We start from the raw sequence: 21,272 nt of genomic DNA, 5'->3' as shown, positions 1-21,272 counted from the left end.
AATTATTTCTAATCTGGGGGTGAGTAAAAATATATCAACCCCTGTTAAGAATTTATCCCCGTTCCAGACCTTCAAATAAGTAATTTACCAGTTCAGCTGCGGGCACTGGCCGGCAACCGGTGCGGTTTTGTCCACTCCAGAGAGGAGAAAAATCACCTACCCCTTGCTCTTCCGCTGCTGCCCGCAGCGGGCCAATAGCGGCAGTAGCCAAGGGAAACGGCGGCGCTGTTGAAGGCATTGCTCCTAACTCCGCCATCACCCGATTAACAATACCCCGGGCTGCCCCGCCCGAGAAAATATTGGTGAGAGCTGTAGGATATTCTGCATCAAGTAGTGCCTGGCGATGAATTTCGCTGATTCGTGACTCATCACAGAGGAGAAATGTCGTCCCTAATTGCACGCCAGCAGCGCCCATCATGAGTGCCGCTTTTATTCCTGCGCGATCGGCGATCCCTCCGGCCGCAATGACTGGTAGATCAGTTGCTGCAATGATCTGAGGCAACAGCGCCATTGTTCCTGCCTGAGTATTCAGATCGGAATTCAGGAAAAATCCCCGGTGGCCACCCGCCTCTAACCCTTGCGCGATAATTCCATCCACGCCCTGCTGCTCCAGCCAACGGGCTTCAGCGACCGTTGTCGCACTGGATAAGATCTTACAGCCACAGTTACGCACCCGTTGAAGCAATTCAGGTTCTGGCAATCCGAAATGAAAACTCACCACGTCCGGGCGATACTTTTCTAACACCTCAGCCATTTTATGATCAAAAGGAGTTCGTGTTGCTCCGGAGGCTATCTTCTCAGGATCAATATCATACTGCTGATAGTAGGGCTGCAGACACGTACGCCATTGCTGTTCCTGGCCTGCATCAGAGGCAGGCATTGTATGGGAGAAAAAATTAAGATTGATGGGTTTATCTGTGACCGCACGAATGCTCTCTAACTCAGCTATAAGCTGATCCGGCGTTAACATTGCACATGGCAAAGACCCCAGTCCGCCCGCTTCAGCGACCGCAATCGCTAGTGCGGCATCCTGAGCACCTGCCATCGGCGCCTGTATCAACGGTAAATCTATACCGAAAAGCTGCTCAATTCGCATCTACTACTCCTCAGCCAACGCCAGTCGGGCACCGAGATATATCAATACAGTCCCACAAATCCCATTGATTCCCCGGCTAACAAATGGATGCTGAAGCCACTGACGAGCCCGGTTAACCGCCAGCGCCAACAAACACTGCCACAACATAGCGATACAGAAATGGATTGCCGCTAATCCTAACGACTGAACAAGTGCCGAACCTGTGGGGTCAATAAATTGCGGTAGAAAAGCCATATAAAACAGAGCTGTTTTCGGATTAAGGGCATTAGACAGAAAACCCTCCCGGAACGAACGCTTCAACACAAAGCTACCTTCTTTCCCCTCTGGCAGGGTAAAGACCCCCTGCCCTTTGAGTAATGAAAATAAGCTTTTCATGCCCAGCCAAATGAGATAACCGGCGCCAATCAGTTTCAAAAACTGAAATGCATTAGCCGATTGCAATAAGATAACCGATATCCCCAATGCAGAAACAGTCGCATGTAGAAACAGTCCACTACAAATGCCGGTACTCGTAGCAAAACCATCCTTCCAGCCGCCCCGGGCACTATTGCGAATAGTCACCATCGTATCAACGCCAGGCGTCAGGGTTAGTAGCGTTATCGCAACGATAAAGGTTATAAGTAGCTGAGTATCCATCATCAAATATCAATCCATATGTAAAAAAATTAAGGTGTGAATTAAGGTTTATTGTTGCCGCAAATTGCCCGATTAGCCTGCCGCTGAAGCAGATAATAACGGCCAGTCACAACCAGCATAATACCACCCAGTACTAGCAGCGAGGCCAGCATCAGTCGGATAGAGATAATTTCATCCGTAAACAGCACACCTCCTAAGGCAGCAATCACCGGCACCAGTAATTGCAGGACGGCGGCCTGTACCGCAGATAGCCCACCTAACGCTCGATACCAGACGGCATAACCAATACCTGAAGCGATCGCACCCGATAGGATTGCCAGTATTATACCTTTTGAAGTTAGATTCATCTCCCCGGAAACAAGAATCAAAATTAGCATCACAGCAACAAAAGGAAGGGTCCTGAAAAAATTATAATGGGTATCTGACAATGGGTTATCGGACTCCCGCCCCATCAGCGTATAAATCCCCCAGGCTATGCCTGCCACGGTCATCAGTATAAAACCCCAAAGCCCTGGTGTATTAACCACCGGTGCCAGAAGATAAACAAAACCACTAAACGCCAGCAGCAATCCCAACCATTCAACCCACAGCAGACGATGCCCTTTAAATAGGCTGATCAGAATCATGGTGATCTGCACAGCGCCAAACAGAATCAACGCGCCGGTGCCTGTATCGAGGTTGATATAGGCGTATGAGAATGCGAGAGCATAGAGAAACAGCATCGTAGCGGCGCCCCAACTCCCTCGCCCCGTTCTATCCTGAGGTGCCCCTTTGCGACGCTGCATCAGGTACCACAGAAGCGACAAAACCAGAATTCCTGAGAGCAACCGAATCACAGTAAAACTACCCGCATCAATACTCTGCTCTCCCAACGCCAGCCGGCAGAGTACCGAGTTACCAGCAAAGGCCAGCAATGCAAAGGCCGTAAACAGGACTGTAGACAAGACTGGCCGTTCACTCATCACCCTTACCTCCTTGATTGTCACCTTTCGATTCTGGCTGATTCGCCTGATAAGCACGCCCCAACTGCCAGAGCATCAATGCGGCGCCACAACCACCGGAACCCAGCACCATCGTCATAATCATAATCTGATAACGCACGGCGATTAGTGGTGAGACTCCTGACAGGATCTGGCCGGTCATCATTCCTGGTAGAGAGACCAACCCTACCGCCAGAAGGCTATTAATCTGGGGGATCATCGCCGTCTGAAAGGCGGTAATCCTGGCTTTAGGCTCTGGCTTGCCTTCCTCCAGTTCTGCATGATAACGCTCAGTGGCAAGGCTAATAGCGTTCATCGTATTGGCAAAATACATGCCTGCCAGAGGGATCACGATCCGGGGTTCATACCAGGTTTCCACACCTATTACTAACACCAGAGAGATGAACAGATGTAAGCCCGTAGAGCTGGCCAGCGCTATCAGCGTTGGCTTCAAATAGCTACGCTGGTAGCCCAACGGGCGAAGTGCAATCCAGCTGGCAATACAAACCATCATTGTCAGAACCGCCGCTGTAATCCAGGGAGAGGGATTATCAAACAGGGCCACCAGCACATAGCCCACGCCGATCAACTGCAGCGTCATCCGGGCAGCAGATAACAGCACTTCAGATGCCTTACCGGACCAGCGAGCATAGACTATTGCGATCAACACAACCGGAATCGCGCACCAGGCAAGCGATAACCATGAGATAACATGCATCCAGACTTTCCTCTGCAAAGCGGACTTTAATCAGATCAGACTTGTATTACAGTAAGCCTATCTTACACAGAAACTCAGGTATCCATACCGATAAAGCCACCGGACTGATGCGCCCAAAGGTGGGCGTAAATCCCCCCTTGGCTGATCAGTTCCTGATGGGACCCCTGTTCAACAATTTGTCCCTGATCCATCACAATCAATCGGTCCATCGCTGCAATCGTCGATAGCCTGTGAGCGATAGCGATAACCGTTTTACCCGGCATCAGATTAGATAGACCACGCTGAATATCTGCTTCCACTTCTGAATCCAACGCCGAGGTTGCTTCATCCAGAACCAGGATAGGTGCATCTTTAAGAATAACCCGGGCAATGGCGATCCGCTGGCGCTGCCCGCCGGAAAGTTTCACACCACGCTCACCCACCTCTGCGTCATACCCTGTCCGTCCGTTCCTATCACTCAACCCCAGAATAAACTCATGGGCTTCTGCTCGCCTTGCTGCGGCGAGCATTGCCTCCTCTGACGCATCCGGATGTCCATAAAGAATATTATCCCTCACACTGCGATGCAGCAGGGAAGTATCCTGGGTCACCATGCCTATCTGACTGCGTAAGCTCTCCTGCTGAACCTGACTGATATCTTGTCCATCAATGGTTATACGTCCACCCGCAAGATCATGAAAACGTAATAACAGATTTACCAGTGTCGATTTACCAGCCCCTGAGCGGCCCACTACGCCGACCTTTTCACCTGGCTTGATATCCAGGTCCAGATGTTCCATTACGCCTTCTGTCTTACCGTAATGAAAGGAGACATCTTCAAAACGAATATTCCCTATATCAACAGCCAGAGGTTCCGCTTCATCCCGGTCAGTTACCTCAAGCGGCTGAGACAGGGTATTCATGCCATCATTTACAGTGCCGATATTTTCAAACAGCGTACTCACTTCCCACATAATCCATTGAGACATGCCGTTCAGACGCAACGCCAGACTAAGAGCAATGGTGATAGCACCCACACTTACCAGACTGAAGCTCCAAAGGTAGATTGAAACACCTGCAATGATGAAAACCAGCAGATAGTTAAGACACTGAACCATCACATTAAGACCGGTGGCTAAGCGCATCTGGCGATATACTGTATGAAGAAAACCATCCATACTTTCACGGGCATAATCCGATTCCCGCTGACTGTGGGAAAACAGCTTTACGGTGGAGATGTTGGTGTAACTGTCGACTATCCTTCCGGTCATCGATGAGCGGGCATCAGCCTGCGTAGCAGAAATATCCCTTAGGCGGGGCACGAAATACCACATCAGAAGAGAGTAAACGAGTAACCAACCTAACAGGGGTAGCATCAGGCGAATATCCGACTGCGCCACCAATACCAACATCGACAAAAAATAGACCGCTATATATACCAGCACATCGAGCAGTTTCATCACCGCTTCACGCACTGCCAATGAGGTTTGCATCACCTTAGTGGCAATCCGGCCGGCAAAATCATTCTGATAAAATGAAAGACTTTGTCGCAGTAGATAGCGATGCGCTAACCAACGGATCGACATAGGGAAATTACCCAGCAGCACCTGATGTATAATCAGCGAGTGAAGCACCACCAATGCCGGTAAGCCCACCAGCAGTATTATCCCAACAAGAGTGAGTGTATCGCCCTCTTCCTGCCAAAAAGTCTCAGGTTGTTTAGTACTGAGCCAGTCAACCAACTGGCCCAGAAAACCAAACAGTGAAACCTCCAGTATCGCCAACACTGCCGATAACAGCGCCATAAACAGAAGGGGCCATTCCATTCCACGCATATAGTAACGACAGAAAGCATAAATACCGGAAGGCGGCTGATCAGGTTCTTGTTCTGGATAGGGATTGGTTAAGCGTTCAAAAAATTGCAGCATTATTAGATCCGAAGACTGTACGCGTTACACAGCGAGTGATAACGGAGGGAAATAATACCCTAAAACAAAGCCGTTACATATGTTTGGAACGGACGGGTAACTTGTCACCGGCTGAAGACAGGTCGGCAATTTTCAATCACCATTTTGAACAGTTAAACGTTAAAACTTAACCTATCTGGGCTAAGCTAAGATAACATATCAATCAATTTTTTAGGTTTTCTTAAATTAGGTTCTGTGAATCATTTATATATTTTTTATATCGCATTCAGACCTTATGGATATGCATGAATGGTTTTTCCCCGCTTTTTACCGACATCACTACATAACCGGGTCTTAATACTGACGCTGGCGGGCTTTCTTATCTCGGCCGTCGCGATTACCACATTGATTTTCCGTTATATCCAAAATGATTCTATTCATCTATTGGTTGAACAGCAGCAAACCATGGTTGATATGGTGTCACGGCAGATGGATTCTGCTCTGCAAAAGAGAATGCTTGCTCTGGAGAAGTTTGCAGGCACGCTCCATTCAAGAACCAAACTGCATTCTAACGACAAAATTCAGGAGGCATTAAAGCAGGACACCCTCTTACAGTCCCTATTTAATGGAGGCCTAGTGGTAGCCAACCGGCAAGGAATTTCTGTTGTAGACTACCCAATGGTACCCAACCGTACAGGCATCGATTTTTCTGGTCGGAAACATATACAAAAGGCCCGCAGTAAGAAAGCATCCGTTATCTCTAAGCCTCTGGTCGGCAAAGGACTAAACACACCTCTTTTTGTCATTAACTCTCCCATAATATCGGCCTCTGGTGAGATACTCGGTTTTATATTTGGCGTAAATGTATTGGCTGATGACAACCTGTTAAAAGAGATCTCACGACAGAATTTCAGCGACGGCGGTCGCATGATGATCATCGATCCAAATCTGAAAATTTTCGTCACTGACACCCAAACAGGCATCCCTCTGGAAAGCTATCTAAAAGATAAACACTGTGAATGTATAGAAGCGATATTAGATGGCAATCAATCAGGTATAAGTTTAGACCTGCTCGGCAACAACATTATCTATGCCTCCGCTGAAATAGATAAGATGGACTGGATTGTCATCCGAACTTACCCGCTGCAAAAAGCGATGGTTACCATTAATCAGCTCACCAATAAGATCGTTCTGGTAAGTCTCGTTATTATTCTGTTAATGGGCTTAATAATCGCCTTTTTCCTAAAACAGCTGCTGACACCCCTGACTCAGGCATCACGAGAGATTCGTAAAATGGCTGACGGCCAACTCTCAGAACACATGCTGACAGTCCGTAGTCATGATGAAGTCGGTCAATTAATCCAGGCGTTCAACCAGCTTCACAGAACCCGCTATCGCTACGAGCATGCCCTTAAAGAGTCAGAAGAGCGCTACCGGCTGACAATGGAAGCAACCGAAACTGGTTTATGGAGTTGGGATTTGACCGATGACTCCATTCACTGGGATAGCCAGTGCTATAAAATGCTGGGATTTAAAGATCAGGCATTTCAGCTTACCCGAAAGTTATTCCGTAAGTTAATGCACCCCGAAGATCAGATTCGTTTCTATATCAATTTCTTGCCACAGATGCTCAACAATCACACCGCTGAAATTGAAGTTAGATTACTTACTAATGATAACAAGTGGCTTTGGGTTCAAAGCCGGGGTAAACCGATCCGCTTCGGGCGGAATAATCATCCACTTTGTATTGCCGGTACTCATCTGAATTTTGAGAAGCAGAGGCAGACTGAACAGCTGCACTTAGCCGCTGCAGCATTTGAAGCTAATGATGCCATCATGATTGTTGACTCAGAGGGTAAGATTGCCAAGGTCAATAATGCGTTCAGCAAGATCACTGGCTACCCCGCTGAAGACACGATAGGCCAATCTCCAGCCCTACTGAGTTCCGGTATTCATAAAGACCCGTTCTACACAGAGATGCGAAAAAGCCTTAATCAAACGGGTAAATGGCAAGGTGAAATCTGGAATCGGCATAAAGAGGGTGAAGTTTATATCGCCTGGTTAAATATCAATACACTCTACAACGATGACGGTAGTATCTACCAACGCATCGCAATTTTCTCTGATATTACCGAAAAGAAACGCACCGAAGAGCTAATTTGGAAACAAGCAAATTTTGACCCTCTTACCAATCTGCCCAACCGCCGAATGTTCATGGATCGCCTGGCCCAGGAGATTCGCCTGGCTTCCCGTTCAGAAACATCTTTGGCTTTATTGTTTTTAGATCTTGACCGTTTCAAAGAGGTAAATGACACTCTGGGACACAATGTCGGAGATCAATTACTGGTGGAAGTCGCAAACCGATTCAGAAAGTTGGTTCGTAGCAGTGATACCATCGCCCGGCTGGGCGGTGATGAATTTACCATTATCCTGCCACAGATTGACAACAGTGCGCAGGTCGATCAGGTCGCCAATAAGATATTGGACATCCTGAAACAGCCTTTTGAGATAAACCAACAATCTCTCACTATATCCGCAAGCATTGGTGCGACTCTCTATCCTCAGGACGGAGAGTATGCCGAACAACTGATCAAGAACGCCGACCAGGCGATGTATGCGGCAAAAGATGCCGGACGCAGTAAACTGCATTACTTTACCCCCAGCATGCAAACTCTGGCGCTTAAACGAGCAACCCTGATCAAAGAGTTACGCAAGGCGATTGATGAATCTCAGTTCCAACTCTATTATCAACCAATTATCGACCTACAGAGTCGAAGGGTTATTAAAGCTGAAGCACTAATACGCTGGAATCACCCAGTTCAAGGGTTACAGACCCCCCATCAGTTTATACAGGAAGCAGAAGAGAGTGGTCTGATTTTAGAAATTGACGATTGGGGGTTCAGAGAAGCGTTACAACAGATCAGTCTATGGCGCTCAGCGCTGTCCCCCGACCTTCAACTCTGTGTAAATACATCGGCAGCCCATTTTGAAAGTAGCTCTGTCAGCTCTGTACCGGAACGCTGGATTCAATTAATCAAGGAATCCGATATTAATGATGCAACGCCTAATAGTTCATCTGCCGATAAATCATTTATCGGAATTGAAATCAAAGAACACCTGTTAACCGAGTCTTCCGTTGAGACCAAACAGCGAATACAACAGCTCAGAGAGGTAAACATACAAGTAACATTGGACAATTTTGGCGCAGGTTTCTCCTCCCTAACCCATCTGAACCAATTGGATATCGACTATATAAAGATTGATAGAGACTTTATTCGCACGCTGCAGTCAGATACGAATAACATGGTTCTTTGCAATGCCATCATAGTCATGGCTCATACCCTTGGACTGAAGGTGATAGCAGAGGGTGTTGAAACCCATGAACAACAAGAACTGCTACTGCAGGCCAATTGTGACTATGTTCAAGGATTCTATTACGAAAAAGCGATGACTGCAGAACAATTTGAACGCTGGTATGTTGAATTTAGCGAACAGAAAATAGCTCTGGCTAACTAATAATTAAAAAACTGAAGGATGGAGGGCTGCTGCTTTAACCTCCAGATAATTATCTAAAAACAGATCAACTACCTGCGGGTCGAAATGGATCCCTGCCTGCTCCTGAAGATAAAACATTACCTGATCCTCAGGCCAGGACTCTTTATAAACCCGCTTCTCCACCAACGCATCCCAAACATCAATGATGGCAAACAGCCTTGCCGCTAGTGGGATTTCTTCCCCTTTCAGCCCTTCTGGATAACCACTACCATTCCACCGCTCATGATGAGAATAGGGAATATCAATAGAGGGCTGAAGAAATTCAATATCCTGCATCATATCCCGGGCAATCACCGGATGCTGTTTCATCACTTCCCATTCTTCCTCATTAAGAGGACCCGGCTTGATTAAAATACTATCGGGGATACCTACTTTACCAGCGTCATGCATCATCGCTCCCCGGCCAATGAAGGTCAGCTCCTCACCCTCAACACCCATTAAACTCGCAAGCTTGACCGTCATTCGGGTAACACGAAGACTGTGCTGCCGGGTCTCCTTATGACGAATATCCATCACCTGCACCCAACCTTCAAGAGTTTGATCATAGCTTTTGCGTAACTTTACATTCACCTCATTAATCCGGTTAAGATCAGAGCGAATCAAAAAGAAAAGCATTAGAGAGGTACAAGCAACAAACGCCAGACCTTTTAAATTCTGGGCCTGCGTAATCCCTTCTGGAGTACGGATCAAAATCGCAACAACCGAATCTGAAAAATAGATCCACAAAGAAGCAAAGATCAAATAGATCAGCACAGTACGGTAATAGGATTTTATCATCAGATACTCCGGTAAAAGCCACTCTCAATTCAGGATTAATTCACCTATATCAGAGTAACAGCTAAACCGATTTTGAAGCCTTTATAAATCACAAACTGGGTACAACAATCAGAAAGGGTGCGAGCAACACTCATATCTACTTTAAAGCTGTCCCAATTTTGTCAAAATCCGTTCGACCAACGACTCTTTTGGTTCTTCAGGAAGAGTAGAAACCTTTTCGGTAATCCCGGATGGCAGCTCAGAAACATAGGAGTCCGTAACATAAGGGTTACTGTTGCCCTGCACTTCGCTAATCATTCTGTTGCGATCCAGTTCCCAGCGATCAACCGGATCCTGTTTATTCCATACCGCAAACAGCTTTTCCTGCTTGGAGCTGATCTTCAAATCATACTGATCACGCATATAGAAATAAGTTCGGGCAATATCTCCCTGCCGCTCCAATGGTGGCTCGACCTTACGGCGTTTAAAATCAACCTCCATATCACAACGACCATAGACTCGGGGCTCGCCTTCCAACTGTGAAAAACTATAGTTTGAACGGTCTCCATTTACCTCGCCAATCGCAGGTACCAAATTATGCAGGTCGGCTTCCATGCTCCGAAAAACAGGATCTTTTTTACATGCTTTACGACCACCGTTCTGCCAACACTGACGTTGATGACCAAAAGCCCAGGCTGGTACCACATGCTCCCATTCGATTCTGCCAGCTCTGTTTGCATTTTTACGTGGTGTATAACCGCAGCTATCCCACTGAGGGACTAGCTTCTTTCCTTCAGTTCGGTAATCACAGCCGCAGTAAAAGCTCACGGGATTGGTCTGATACAATTCCTTTAAAATACGCTTAGATTTACTAAAAGATGAGGGGGGTACAGCGATTGCTGAAATTGAAAATGAGGCCGCAAACAAGACAGCCAAAGACCGTTGAAACATTGAGATTCCTTAGAAAACAGGAATCCCTCCCTATTTATCATCATCCATGATGACGGCTTATAGATTATTTACTGAATATAAAACGGAAGGCGTAACCTACTTACGGTTACCTATACGATAGTTACCCGTCTGATAAAACTGCGCAACCTGCTTACGCTTGCGGCCAATTATCAAAGGGCCATCATCAAAGAAGAGAAAGTTTTTCCAGTTTCGACGGAAGACATCCCAAGTGGTTTCAAGAACATGTTCGCTTTCATAACAGAACCAGATGACAGTCGAATCGTCCCATTGCAGATGCCCTGCCAGAATTTCAGGCAAGCTTGGGTCATCAGATTCCCAGAGCTGTTGCCAGTTATCGGTCTCCAACCAGGTCTGAGCCTTATTCGCCCAGTCCTCCTCATCAAAAAGCTCCGGATGAGCGTTCTGTTTACTAATCTGCTGTGACCATACCTGTTCAGCTCTCGCTTCAGTGAGAGGCTTGATCTGAATCAGATCCTCATCACTGACCAGCATATCTTTATGCTTGAAAATCCAGATCTTTTTATATTCTTCTATCGGCAAATAGCTCATTAAACAATAGCTCATTAAAACTTAGTTCATTAAAACTTGGTAATCGCATGACACCAAAAAGGCAGCCACACTATACCAGAAAGAGATTATGCAAAAAGTACTTGTACATAAAGAGTGATAGCTTAAGGACCCAACCGTCGGGCCTGCCAGAAGTGATCAGCCCAATAAGGGTTATTCAGCTCAGATATCATTACGCCTCGGCTGGTTGAGGCATGCATAAACTGCCCATCTCCTAAATAGATACCTACATGACGAACCTTAACACTGCTGCGATAAAACAGCAGGTCGCCTGGTTCTAAAGTAGTCGGAGAAACTTGCCTGCCCCGCTTAACCTGCCCCTCGGTGGTTCGAGGCAGATCAAGGCCCAGTTGCTGACGGAAAGCCAGCTGGGTAAACGCAGAACAATCCACGCCCCGCTTGTCTGCTCCGCCGAGACGATAAGGTACTCCCTGCCACTCCCGGTAGTGGGCCAGCAAGCGCTGCCTTACCACTTCCCCTTCTATCGAGACTGAAGCAGAAGGTATTACGCGCTGCGGTTGAGAACTGCAACCGCTAAGACAGATCATTAAGATCAGAACGATAGTTTTAGTCATAGTCTCTATTGTATCGGCATGATTGAATATTTTTTGACTCTGCTATCAGCACCGATACACTACACCCCTATTAAGCCCGCTGATTAAAGGAAATACCCATGCTTCATATTCTGCCGGAAACAGCCGGAGACATCATTGTGCTACAAGCGACAGGCAAACTAACATCCGAGGACTATCAGACCACTTTTGTTCCTCTGCTGGAAGAAAAAGTATTAGCTCACAATAAGGTTCGCTGCCTTCTCTATCTTGATCCTGATTTCAAAGGCTGGGAAGTCGGTGCGATGTGGGAAGATGCCAAACTCGGAGCCAACCACGGTAATGACTTTATCCGACTTGCAATAGTCGGTGGCAGCGACTGGCTCGATTGGGCCGTTAAGATCGGTGGTGCCTTTATCACAGGTGAAGCCGCACACTTTACAGAAAGCCAGTTTCTGCAGGCACTTCACTGGATTGATGAAGCCTGAACAACCAATCTAAGAAAAACATGATCCCGATCGGCAACCTTCGCGAAGAAACTGATCGGTTCTTTGAACTTCGCTCACAAGGCTGATCTGGGTTAGCGTTTCATGCCTCTTTATTAGTTATTCTTAATGTATGTTTTCTACCTTAAGAGAGCAAAAACATGAACACCCTCGCCTCTAATATATCTACTCAGTCACAAACAGAGTGGCATAGCTATAGCTCCGAGCAGATAACTGAGATGTTAGACACCTCAGTTCAAGGACTGTCCGACGAACAAGCCGCAGCACGTATGCAAAAGTATGGCGCTAACCAGCTGCCAGCTCCTCCCCGTCGTAGTGGACTAACCAGGCTGCTGGCACAGTTTCATAATGTTCTTATTTATGTGCTTCTTGTTGCCGCCGTAGTTACGGCACTACTGGGCCATAGTATCGACTCCGGGGTCATAGTCGCAGTGGTTCTAATTAACGCCCTTGTTGGCTTTATACAGGAAGGTAAAGCAGAAAAAGCGATCGATGCTGTACGCAACATGCTTTCTCAACAAGCGGTAGTTATTCGTAACGGACACCGGAGTCAGGTCCCGGCTGAAGCGTTAGTCCCAGGGGATGTGGTCTTTATTCAATCAGGTGACCGAATTCCTGCAGACTTACACCTGTTTAAATTAAAAGAACTGAATATTGAAGAAGCACTGTTAACCGGAGAATCCGTTCCTGTTCTCAAACAAACCGACCCCGTGGCCTCAGATGCTGATCTGGGAGACAGAAAAAACATAGCCTTTTCCGGTACGCTGGTTACCCATGGACAAGGTATAGGTACAGTCGTAGCCACAGGTTCAGCAACTGAAATAGGACGCATCAGCACCCTGCTGGCAGAGGTTCACTCGCTAACAACTCCTCTAACCCGTCAGCTAGATAGCTTTGCCCGCTGGTTGACTGGCGCTATCTTACTGATCGCTCTGGCAACCATGATGTTTGGCTACCTGATCAGAAATTACGCCCTCGGGGATATGTTTCTGGCAGCGGTAGGCTTGGCTGTTGCCGCAATACCTGAAGGATTACCGGCGGTTATCACCATCGCCCTGGCGATCGGGGTACAGCGTATGGCAAAACGTCACGCTATCATCCGCCGCCTCCCCGCAGTAGAAACTTTAGGCTCAGTCTCTGTTATCTGCTCCGACAAAACCGGCACACTAACCCGCAATGAGATGACTGTTACAACTGTTGTATCAGCGCGTTGTAGCGCCGATATCAGTGGTGTAGGTTACAACCCTCACGGCACTTTCACCTGCGATAACAAAGACCTGAACCTGCATAATCTGGAAGAGCTGCAACAACTCTGCAAAGCAGCAGTGCTCTGCAATGAGGCTCAATTAATTCAAAAAGATGAAGAATGGGGGATTGAAGGCGACCCGACTGAAGGCGCTCTACTGGTGTTGGGTGCAAAATCAGGCATTAACCTGCAAGAGTTACATATAGAGATGCCAAGGGATGACCTGATCCCGTTTGAATCAGAACACCGATTTATGGCGACCCTGCACCACGATCACATGGGCAACGGGATGATTTATGTAAAAGGTGCAATAGAAGCTATTCTGCCCCGTTGTCACTGGCAAAAAGAGGGAGACAGCAACATTAGTTTAGACGCTGACTACTGGAGCCAACAACAGGAACAGATCGCCAGTCAGGGAAAAAGAACCCTTGCCCTGGCGTTATTAGAGGTTCCGGAAGACCATCGAATTCTGCACTTCAACGATATCAGTAATAATCTGACATTACTGGGAGTGGTTGGCATTATTGACCCACCCCGGGAAGAAGCTATTCAGGCCGTGAAAGAGTGTCACTTGGCCGGGATACAAGTAAAGATGATTACCGGCGATCATGTCGCTACAGCCACTGCTATCGCGTTGCAGATGGGAATCACCGAGGCCCCCCGCGCTCTGATCGGCAGCCAAATTGAACAGATGACAGATAGCCAACTTCAGGATGAAGTTGAAAATATAGAAATTTTTGCCCGTGCCAGTCCGGAACATAAGTTACGTATTGTCAGCGCACTGCAGGCCCGTCAGCATGTCGTGGCCATGACCGGTGATGGTGTCAACGACGCCCCTTCTCTCAAACGTGCTGATGTGGGCACCGCCATGGGTATTAAAGGCACAGAAGCAGCTAAAGAAGCCTCAGAGATGGTTCTGGCTGATGATAATTTTGCCTCTATTACTCATGCTATCGAAGAGGGTCGTACCGTATTCGACAACATTAGCAAATCTATTCTCTTTATCCTGCCAACTAACGGTGGTGAAGCGCTAACCGTACTGGCAGCTATCGCACTAGGAACACTCCTACCCGTTACACCGGCACAAATACTCTGGGTCAATATGATTACCGCTGTAACACTGGCGCTATCACTAACCTTTGAACCAACAGAGCCTGGCGTCATGCACCGGCCACCCAGAAACACCCGTCGTCCAATTCTGTCACCTTTCATGGTATGGCGAATTATTTTTGTCTCACTCTTAATGGTGGCAGGGACCTTTGGGCTTTTTCTCTGGGAACGAAGCAACGGTACAGATATAGACAGCGCACGAACTGTCGCCGTAAACACCCTAGTCGTAATGGAGATTGTCTATCTACTGAACTCACGCTTCCTGACCCGCTCTGTGCTGACCAGGGATGGCCTTCTGGGTAACCCATACGCGCTATACGCGATAGCATTGGTGATACTTTTCCAGCTACTCTTTACTTATCTGCCGATTATGCAGCTATTCTTCCACACGGTTAGCATTGACGCAGCAGCCTGGGGCAGAATCCTGTTAGTAGGACTAATACTCTTTCTAGCGGTGGAGCTGGAGAAGAAACTTATCCATGAACCAGATAATCATGAATAAAGCGATACTAAACACAAAATACGCACGATATTCTCCAAATCACACATCAAATAGTGCATAATTGGTCGTTTGTTATACAACTCTGGGATATCGGAAATGATTAAGCGTCAAACCAAAGCAGAATTGCGTCAACAATTACAGCAGGAAACCCAAGCCTTCTTGAAGAAGGGTGGAGCAGTAGCTGAAGTTGAAACCGGTGCAACAGGCTTGGTAAACGGCTCATACCGTAACGCTGGATTTATTCTTAACCCTCAGCGTCAAGAGCGTACCCCTCTGAATGGTGTACTTGCTCAGATTGATGCACGTAAATCCGAGCGAACTCAAAGAGCGGTGGCGGCACAAAAGACAACCCGTCAGCGCAAAAAAGTGATATACGACGATTTCGGTGAGCCTCTACGCATTATCGTAGAATAAGCGATATTGAAACTTAAGCTTTAAACCATCATTTATTACTGGCTGACTCAATCGCAGAGCCAACCTCAGATCTCCCTCAATATCGTCTACAAAACTTGCTGGCACAGCTTGATCAGTCGCCAGTTTCGCCACATTGAGACCGGTTCTACAGTCTCACCAATAATTATATCTATCCTCTTACCCGTATATAGCGGACTAAGTTTCTCTAATGAATAGAGATGCACAGATGTAAATTCATCTTTGTAAAGTTGCTGAAACGAGACTTAATAAGGAATAAGGCAGGCAAAGTGTCCAAAAAGACACTTTACGCAGAGGATATTAAAAAGCATTAGATACAATATCAGCGGCAATATAAACTAGCCTGTAGGCAGGGAATGCCGACTCCTTTGTTTTCGATCTTCTGACGTTCTAAAGACTTTAGCTACCCCAAGACCTGGGCCTGCCGGTATCTATATGTACAAAACTACTACGGCTATATAACCCCACACCACCCTGTTTCTCATTCCGCGCGGCCCGGTGAAGATCAGTCAGTGAGATTCCTGGCATCCTTACATCGATCGCTTTACCCTGCATATGCAGACTCTTCTTCGCTACCTTTCTGCTTTTCTGACTTAGCATCGCATTGGTTTCAGGAGACCGGTAGCCAGAGATAACTTCAAAGGGCTTATTCACCTCCATCCTGCGTTGAAGATTATGTAGCAACACCATCAGCTGAGGACTCATCTCGCCAACCTGGTCGTTACGATGATCCCGCAACAGATAACTGATCGCCTGCAGGCTATCGGTAACAAACTCTCCCTCACAGAAAAATGTAGTGTTCAGGGTCTCACCTGTATGCAGGTTATTAAATGCCAAAGACATCTCAGCAGGGAGACTCAGTGCTTTATGTGAAGGAATAGTACTGGCAAAAGCTTTCGGAGAGAGAGCGGCACCGGCTGAAAGCAGCCCAAAATTGCGCAAAAACTGCCTGCGCGGATGTCGTAATTTTGTCATTGTCAGAGAATAAACCTAGCTGTTCAAAATTTGGTCAGCCATTATCCGTTACAACCTCCCCTCTGTACAGAATTTAATCAGCAGTTTTTAGTATTCCTTGCTCAACTTGGGCACTACTTAAGAACTGGCTCATCTCCCAACCATCCCGATTATAAATATCATTACGGAAGTTAAGCAGCCCTTTTCGATCGACCCAAGCGGTCCAATAAGTCATATACACAGGCACCGGCTGACGAAGATGAATCTCCCCAGTTTCATCAATAGACAGCCCCTTCTCCAATAGCGATTGCTGCTCTGGGCTATCCAGCTGCAACAACATTTGGGCTAAATCCTGGGCCCGCTCCACACGAATACAACCGGAACTAAAATCTCGTCGTGGATTATCAAACAGTCTCGGAGCTGAGGTGTCATGCAGATAGATCGCGTACCGACTACGGGACATAAACTTTATCCGTCCCAGTGGATTATCCGCCCCTGGCGCCTTCCAAAAGTAGTTGTAGTTACGCCCTAGATACATCTGTTGCGGGTCAACTTCAGTCTCAGGTACCCGCTGACGATTATTTCCCCATCCGTTTACTACCTGCAGTTTACTACGAGAAAGGTGATTAGGATTCTGCTGCCAGTCCGGAATAATGTCTTTGTAGGCAATACTCTTTGGAACCGTCCATGAAGGGTTCAGCACCAGCGCCTTAATCTCGGTGAAAAACACCGGTGTTTTCCTTTTTTTGCGACCAACGATAGTTTTCATCTGCAACAGGTTTTCATCGCCATCAACCAGACGCAAACGAAATTCGGGAATATTAACCTGAATATAGCGCTCTCCGTTCTGGCCAGAAAGCTGGCTTTGGAACTGTTGGTTACGAATTTGATTGAGCTGTAACTGTCCCAGCCTGACAGCTGGAGATACATTTAACATGCCCCGACTCTCGGGCCCAAGAATACCATCGACCTTAGCACCATGACGAAACTGAAACCGTTTCAACGCCTCACTCAAATCGCTATCAAAAAGGTTACGGTCTCGGGTAATCAGTGTGCGGCGGGGATAGTCTCCGAGTAAAAATAACTGATGGCGCAAAATTTTAGTCTGCTGATGACGATCACCCAGGCGTAGTAGAGGGGTTTTTTCGAGTATCGGCCAGTGTCCTTGCAGATTGAGCCGTTGATAGAACAGCTGGGCTTCAGGTAGGTCAGTATAGGTCTGGAATGGCAGACTGAGCTCCCTGCTATCCGGATTAACCAGAGCAGAGAAAATAACAGGATGTTCCACTGCAAGAGCAATAGAGTTAAAACCTAAACAAATACAGAGGAGTAATCGCTGAACCATAAACACTCCTTAAGGCCTTCAAAAGAAGATCTAACACTTAAAGTACAGTCGGTGGTTCAACAAAAAGCAAAAATATAACTCGAAAACTTAGGGAAACGGGATGAACTAAGGCTTGTCGATTAACCAGGGATAGGTTCAGGACCGTCCCCTTGCGATGAGAACAATACCCCTGAAGACTCAATCAACTGATTTACTTCAATCTTCCAAGTGAGCCATAGCACACTATGAACAGCTTTTATTGATAGGCTTTCTGGGATAAAAACCACTCTTTTAGCTAACCTGGAAGAGAGTTTCTGATTAATTCGAGACCCTTAATCGAATTAAGCATCAGATATCCCGTTTCTCTGGCCCAATAACCTTCGCTAATTTAGCACGGCGAATCGCATCGATAGAAAAGACAATAAAGCCCGCCCATACCAGCACAAATGTTGTCAGGCGTTCCATATCCATTGCTTCACCAAATACAAAAACAGCTAGTAGAAAGTACAGAGTCGGTTCGATATATTGCAGTACCGCGATGGTAGATAGATTATTAATTCGCGCCACTCCAAAAGCGAACAGGCCCAGTGGCACAAGAGTCATCGGGGCAGTCAGAACCAACAACAGACGTATATTATCGGCTCCAGATTCCCAATGGGTCTGCCCCGCCATACTGGCCAGATAGAACAAAGCGAAAGGCACCATCAACAGTGTTTCAGCGGTTAATCCGTTGAGAGTATCTATCCTTACCTGCTTCTTGATCACGCCATAACAACCAAACGCACATGCAATACCGATGGTCAGCCATGGAAAGCTCTCCAGGCTCATACAAGCGTATAAAAAGCCAAGTGAGCAGAGCACCAATGCCACCCACTGTAATGGCGTCAGCCGCTCACGAAGATAAATAACACCGATCAAAATGCTTATAAGCGGCGTGAGAAAGTACGCCAGACTGACCATTAATACCTGACCGTTGGTGGCACCCCAAGTATTCAGATACCAACTAATAGAAATACAAGCGGTAGAAAGGAGCAACCAGAAAAAAGTTCGCGGTACCATCAACATTTTGAGAACACGAAACGGAGTAGCTGTCACCCAAAGTAACACCAGCATAAGGGGCACAGAACAAAGTACGCGCACGGCAAAAATCTCCAATGCCTCCACTCCGCGCAAGTGCTGATAAAAGAGCGGCGTTAGTCCCCAGACGATATAGGCAGCGGTGGTCCAGAACAGGCCATTTTGGGGAAGATTGAATCGTCGCATATTTGGATTACAACTATAAATGACAACATTACAAAAAAGGTAAGCACGGCATAAACACATGCAACAAATTGGATCAATTCAGAATTTATGAAGAACCAACAAGACCCACTGATTTCTCATTGATAATTAAACTATGGGCAATATTCCGATAAAAAAAGCTGACTCAGAACTCAGTCTAAATCAGCCATAATAGTGCTATCAAGAACTTGATTGAAGCAAAAGGCTTGTATCAAGCAATTTGGCGATCCACCGCCGCAGCCACCATACGGGTCAGGCTGCTGAGGTCAAATATCGGCAAACCAAATCGCTGCTGCAGTATCGGAGCAAAGTGCGATAAATCAGTACATTCAAGAACGATAGCCCCCACTTCAGGGCTTTCATCCAACATGCTCTGGATCACCGAGCTCAACTCCTCTTCAAATAGATCCATATCTAAATCATCAGTATTTCCATGCAGAATCACTTCAGAAAACTGTTTCTGGTGCTGCATACCGGCAACCATAATAGCTTCGTCTGTGATGCCTACACCCTTTAGATGGTCTTCGCTCAGGGCGTCACTGTTGGCTACAACTACGCCAACTTTCTGGTCACGCTTCAAGAAGCGAGAAACCAACGGTACCTGAATCAGGCTGGACATGAATACCGGAACGTCGACCGCATCAGCGATCTCTTTCTGGTGTAGTGCCAGAAAGCCACAGCTGCCGGTAATCGCTTTTACACCTTCACGTTCCAGTTCTTGAGCCGCTTCGATAAACGGCTTCAGCAATTCAGGATCACGCTCACCGATCAGGCGGTCGATGGTGGCGCCTTTTACTGTTTTGTACAAAATTGGAAAGTCAAAGCTGCCTGGGTGTTTGATGTGGCCAGCAGGTTTGGGAAAGTAAGACTCCAGGGAGATAACGCCCATGGTGAGCCCACATACATTGATACCACCTTTAATAATCATTTAAATATTCTCTCAGTTAAAGCGAGCGGCGGCGAATGGCTTCAGATCTACCGTTGATGCCTGCCCCTGTATGCTTTCTGTAATTAGTTTGCCGGTTATTGCTGCGAAGGTTAGCCCTAGATGGCCATGACCAAAACCCACTTTCACTCGTGGGTGTTGCTCCAGTGCACCTATAACCGGAAGTGAATCTGGCGTCGATGGACGACTGCCTACCCAGGACGATTTGATCGATAGATTATTACCCAGCATCACCTTCGCGTGTTTCAGCATCTCGTCGGCACATTGCGGATTTGGTGGGGCATCAGCGAATGCAAATTCCGCCGTTCCTGCCAAGCGCATACCGTCTTCCATCGGGGTAAGGAAAACCGCTTTATCCAACCATCCTACTGGGCGGCTGAGTGATTTAGCACCGGTATCCAGTGTTAGGTGGTAACCACGCTCACTTACCATTGGGACTTTTACCCCCAGAGTTGCCAGAATCTCTTTAGATGCGAAACCTGTACAGATCACAACTTGGTCAAATTTGGCGGTGCTGTCACTTAGATTTACCAACACTTCATTATCGTTAGGCAACACTGTTTGTACTTCATCCTGTAGTATCTTCCCACCGTTGTTGGTGAAGTAGAGCGCGTAACGTCGGCTTAATTCAATCGGGCTTATCGTGAAGCGAGTATCAGGGTAAAAAACGCCACCCGCATGAAAGTCGGCTAAATCCGGTTCTAGGTCATGAACCTGACGGGCATTAAGAAATTTGAGATTGACACCTTGCTCTCTGCGTTCCTGCAGATCGCCACTTTGGGCGGTGGCAAAACCATCTTCTGTTGCAAAAAGCCCTAAACAACCCTCGGATCTAATCAGTCCCTGAGCATCAGTGAGATCCAATAGTTCTTGATTAGTGAGTCGTGTATGCTCTTGCAGCGATTTAAGTGCCGCCTTACCTTGTACGTATTTTGTTGGAAAGCAGGCTTTAACAAACTTCAAGCCATAGGGTATCAATGAGGGTAAATAGCTGCCTTGCATGGAGAGCGGGCTGGTTTTATCCAGCAGCATCCCGGGCATTTTTCGCATCATTGCAAACTTAGCAAACGGCAAACGAGCGTAATCTGCAAATAAGCCCGCGTTACCGAAAGACGCGCCCATTCCTGGAGCCTCTTTATCAATCAACGTCACTTTGTAACCCGCTTTCTGCAAGTAAAGTGCGGTTGATAGACCAACGATTCCGGCACCTAAAATTCCAATATGTTTACTTTCCATACTCACTTCGTGATGAGA

General features: G+C 47.0%; 18 protein-coding genes. 4 read left to right on the top strand and 14 right to left on the bottom strand.

The features are described from left to right. Positions 1 to 52: 52 nt before the first annotated feature. The 5 genes from QZZ54_RS03220 to QZZ54_RS03200 form a co-directional block, all read right to left on the bottom strand. The gene (locus tag QZZ54_RS03220; protein ID WP_290698483.1) at positions 53 to 1,096 is read right to left on the bottom strand and encodes a nitronate monooxygenase; all 1,044 of its coding nucleotides are present in this window, start codon (positions 1,094 to 1,096) and stop codon (positions 53 to 55) included. Between the two features lie 3 nt (positions 1,097 to 1,099). After that, the gene (locus tag QZZ54_RS03215) at positions 1,100 to 1,732 is read right to left on the bottom strand and encodes a LysE family translocator (protein ID WP_290698752.1); all 633 of its coding nucleotides are present in this window, start codon (positions 1,730 to 1,732) and stop codon (positions 1,100 to 1,102) included. Between the two features lie 41 nt (positions 1,733 to 1,773). Continuing rightward, positions 1,774 to 2,694 (bottom strand): DMT family transporter, encoded by a 921-nt coding sequence (locus tag QZZ54_RS03210; protein WP_290698480.1) that lies wholly within the window; start codon positions 2,692 to 2,694, stop codon positions 1,774 to 1,776. Beyond that, a complete protein-coding gene (locus QZZ54_RS03205) occupies positions 2,687 to 3,430 on the bottom strand; it encodes an ABC transporter permease (RefSeq protein ID WP_290698477.1) in 744 nt (247 codons plus the stop codon). The genes QZZ54_RS03210 and QZZ54_RS03205 overlap by 8 nt, the downstream gene beginning before the upstream one ends. A 74-nt stretch (positions 3,431 to 3,504) precedes the next feature. After that, positions 3,505 to 5,337, bottom strand: coding sequence for an ABC transporter ATP-binding protein (locus QZZ54_RS03200; RefSeq protein WP_290698475.1), 1,833 nt, complete (start codon positions 5,335 to 5,337; stop codon positions 3,505 to 3,507). 288 nt (positions 5,338 to 5,625) lie between these two features. Here QZZ54_RS03200 and QZZ54_RS03195 point away from each other — a divergent pair, with 288 nt between their 5' ends. Next, a complete protein-coding gene (locus tag QZZ54_RS03195; protein WP_290698473.1) occupies positions 5,626 to 8,832 on the top strand; it encodes an EAL domain-containing protein in 3,207 nt (1,068 codons plus the stop codon). 3 nt (positions 8,833 to 8,835) lie between these two features. Here the strand turns inward: QZZ54_RS03195 and QZZ54_RS03190 are convergent, their stop codons facing one another. From QZZ54_RS03190 to QZZ54_RS03175, 4 genes are all read right to left on the bottom strand, one after another. Then, on the bottom strand, positions 8,836 to 9,648 hold the full coding sequence (locus QZZ54_RS03190) for an HD domain-containing phosphohydrolase (protein WP_290698472.1): 813 nt from the start codon (positions 9,646 to 9,648) through the stop codon (positions 8,836 to 8,838). A gap of 141 nt (positions 9,649 to 9,789) precedes the next feature. Next, entirely contained in the window at positions 9,790 to 10,578 is a 789-nt protein-coding gene (locus tag QZZ54_RS03185; RefSeq protein WP_290698470.1) for an endonuclease, read from the bottom strand. Between the two features lie 96 nt (positions 10,579 to 10,674). After that, on the bottom strand, positions 10,675 to 11,148 hold the full coding sequence (locus tag QZZ54_RS03180; protein WP_290698467.1) for a DUF2947 domain-containing protein: 474 nt from the start codon (positions 11,146 to 11,148) through the stop codon (positions 10,675 to 10,677). Between the two features lie 122 nt (positions 11,149 to 11,270). After that, complete coding sequence (locus QZZ54_RS03175; RefSeq protein WP_290698464.1) at positions 11,271 to 11,741, bottom strand: NlpC/P60 family protein; 471 nt, start codon at positions 11,739 to 11,741, stop codon at positions 11,271 to 11,273. Between the two features lie 98 nt (positions 11,742 to 11,839). Between QZZ54_RS03175 and QZZ54_RS03170 the strand changes: the two genes are divergently transcribed. From QZZ54_RS03170 to QZZ54_RS03160, 3 genes are all read left to right on the top strand, one after another. Continuing rightward, positions 11,840 to 12,205: an STAS/SEC14 domain-containing protein gene (locus QZZ54_RS03170; protein ID WP_290698461.1), complete on the top strand. Its 366-nt coding sequence runs from the start codon at positions 11,840 to 11,842 to the stop codon at positions 12,203 to 12,205. A gap of 158 nt (positions 12,206 to 12,363) precedes the next feature. After that, positions 12,364 to 15,081, top strand: coding sequence for a cation-transporting P-type ATPase (locus QZZ54_RS03165; protein ID WP_290698459.1), 2,718 nt, complete (start codon positions 12,364 to 12,366; stop codon positions 15,079 to 15,081). Positions 15,082 to 15,177: 96 nt separating this feature from the next. After that, entirely contained in the window at positions 15,178 to 15,495 is a 318-nt protein-coding gene (locus tag QZZ54_RS03160; RefSeq protein ID WP_290698456.1) for a hypothetical protein, read from the top strand. A gap of 417 nt (positions 15,496 to 15,912) precedes the next feature. Here the strand turns inward: QZZ54_RS03160 and QZZ54_RS03155 are convergent, their stop codons facing one another. From QZZ54_RS03155 to QZZ54_RS03135, 5 genes are all read right to left on the bottom strand, one after another. Beyond that, the gene (locus QZZ54_RS03155) at positions 15,913 to 16,488 is read right to left on the bottom strand and encodes a YcbK family protein (protein WP_290698454.1); all 576 of its coding nucleotides are present in this window, start codon (positions 16,486 to 16,488) and stop codon (positions 15,913 to 15,915) included. A gap of 73 nt (positions 16,489 to 16,561) precedes the next feature. After that, positions 16,562 to 17,812, bottom strand: coding sequence for a L,D-transpeptidase family protein (locus tag QZZ54_RS03150; protein ID WP_290698451.1), 1,251 nt, complete (start codon positions 17,810 to 17,812; stop codon positions 16,562 to 16,564). Between the two features lie 327 nt (positions 17,813 to 18,139). After that, on the bottom strand, positions 18,140 to 19,054 hold the full coding sequence (gene rarD / locus QZZ54_RS03145; protein WP_290698449.1) for an EamA family transporter RarD: 915 nt from the start codon (positions 19,052 to 19,054) through the stop codon (positions 18,140 to 18,142). 229 nt (positions 19,055 to 19,283) lie between these two features. Then, positions 19,284 to 20,000, bottom strand: a complete 717-nt coding sequence (locus tag QZZ54_RS03140) for an aspartate/glutamate racemase family protein (RefSeq protein WP_290698446.1) — start codon at positions 19,998 to 20,000, stop codon at positions 19,284 to 19,286. A gap of 12 nt (positions 20,001 to 20,012) precedes the next feature. Continuing rightward, positions 20,013 to 21,254 (bottom strand): FAD-dependent oxidoreductase, encoded by a 1,242-nt coding sequence (locus QZZ54_RS03135; protein WP_290698443.1) that lies wholly within the window; start codon positions 21,252 to 21,254, stop codon positions 20,013 to 20,015. Between the last annotated feature and the right edge of the window lie 18 nt (positions 21,255 to 21,272).

The organism is Amphritea sp., assembly GCF_016744155.1.
Taxonomy (GTDB): Bacteria; Pseudomonadota; Gammaproteobacteria; order Pseudomonadales; family Balneatricaceae; genus Amphritea.
This window is presented reverse-complemented; position numbering and strand designations above follow the sequence as displayed.

Bases quoted from the DNA above. Each gene is read 5' to 3' on its own strand.
- QZZ54_RS03170 (WP_290698461.1), top strand. From the start codon at position 11,840: ATGCTTCATATTCTGCCGGAAACAGCCGGAGACATCATTGTGCTACAA.
- QZZ54_RS03210 (WP_290698480.1), bottom strand. From the start codon at position 2,694: ATGAGTGAACGGCCAGTCTTGTCTACAGTCCTGTTTACGGCCTTTGCA.
- QZZ54_RS03165 (WP_290698459.1), top strand. From the start codon at position 12,364: ATGAACACCCTCGCCTCTAATATATCTACTCAGTCACAAACAGAGTGG.
- QZZ54_RS03160 (WP_290698456.1), top strand. From the start codon at position 15,178: ATGATTAAGCGTCAAACCAAAGCAGAATTGCGTCAACAATTACAGCAG.
- QZZ54_RS03180 (WP_290698467.1), bottom strand. From the start codon at position 11,148: ATGAGCTATTTGCCGATAGAAGAATATAAAAAGATCTGGATTTTCAAG.
- QZZ54_RS03175 (WP_290698464.1), bottom strand. From the start codon at position 11,741: ATGACTAAAACTATCGTTCTGATCTTAATGATCTGTCTTAGCGGTTGC.
- QZZ54_RS03220 (WP_290698483.1), bottom strand. From the start codon at position 1,096: ATGCGAATTGAGCAGCTTTTCGGTATAGATTTACCGTTGATACAGGCG.
- QZZ54_RS03185 (WP_290698470.1), bottom strand. From the start codon at position 10,578: ATGTTTCAACGGTCTTTGGCTGTCTTGTTTGCGGCCTCATTTTCAATT.
- QZZ54_RS03190 (WP_290698472.1), bottom strand. From the start codon at position 9,648: ATGATAAAATCCTATTACCGTACTGTGCTGATCTATTTGATCTTTGCT.
- QZZ54_RS03195 (WP_290698473.1), top strand. From the start codon at position 5,626: ATGGTTTTTCCCCGCTTTTTACCGACATCACTACATAACCGGGTCTTA.
- QZZ54_RS03200 (WP_290698475.1), bottom strand. From the start codon at position 5,337: ATGCTGCAATTTTTTGAACGCTTAACCAATCCCTATCCAGAACAAGAA.
- rarD (WP_290698449.1), bottom strand. From the start codon at position 19,054: ATGCGACGATTCAATCTTCCCCAAAATGGCCTGTTCTGGACCACCGCT.
- QZZ54_RS03215 (WP_290698752.1), bottom strand. From the start codon at position 1,732: ATGGATACTCAGCTACTTATAACCTTTATCGTTGCGATAACGCTACTA.
- QZZ54_RS03205 (WP_290698477.1), bottom strand. From the start codon at position 3,430: ATGCATGTTATCTCATGGTTATCGCTTGCCTGGTGCGCGATTCCGGTT.
- QZZ54_RS03135 (WP_290698443.1), bottom strand. From the start codon at position 21,254: ATGGAAAGTAAACATATTGGAATTTTAGGTGCCGGAATCGTTGGTCTA.
- QZZ54_RS03140 (WP_290698446.1), bottom strand. From the start codon at position 20,000: ATGATTATTAAAGGTGGTATCAATGTATGTGGGCTCACCATGGGCGTT.
- QZZ54_RS03155 (WP_290698454.1), bottom strand. From the start codon at position 16,488: ATGACAAAATTACGACATCCGCGCAGGCAGTTTTTGCGCAATTTTGGG.
- QZZ54_RS03150 (WP_290698451.1), bottom strand. From the start codon at position 17,812: ATGGTTCAGCGATTACTCCTCTGTATTTGTTTAGGTTTTAACTCTATT.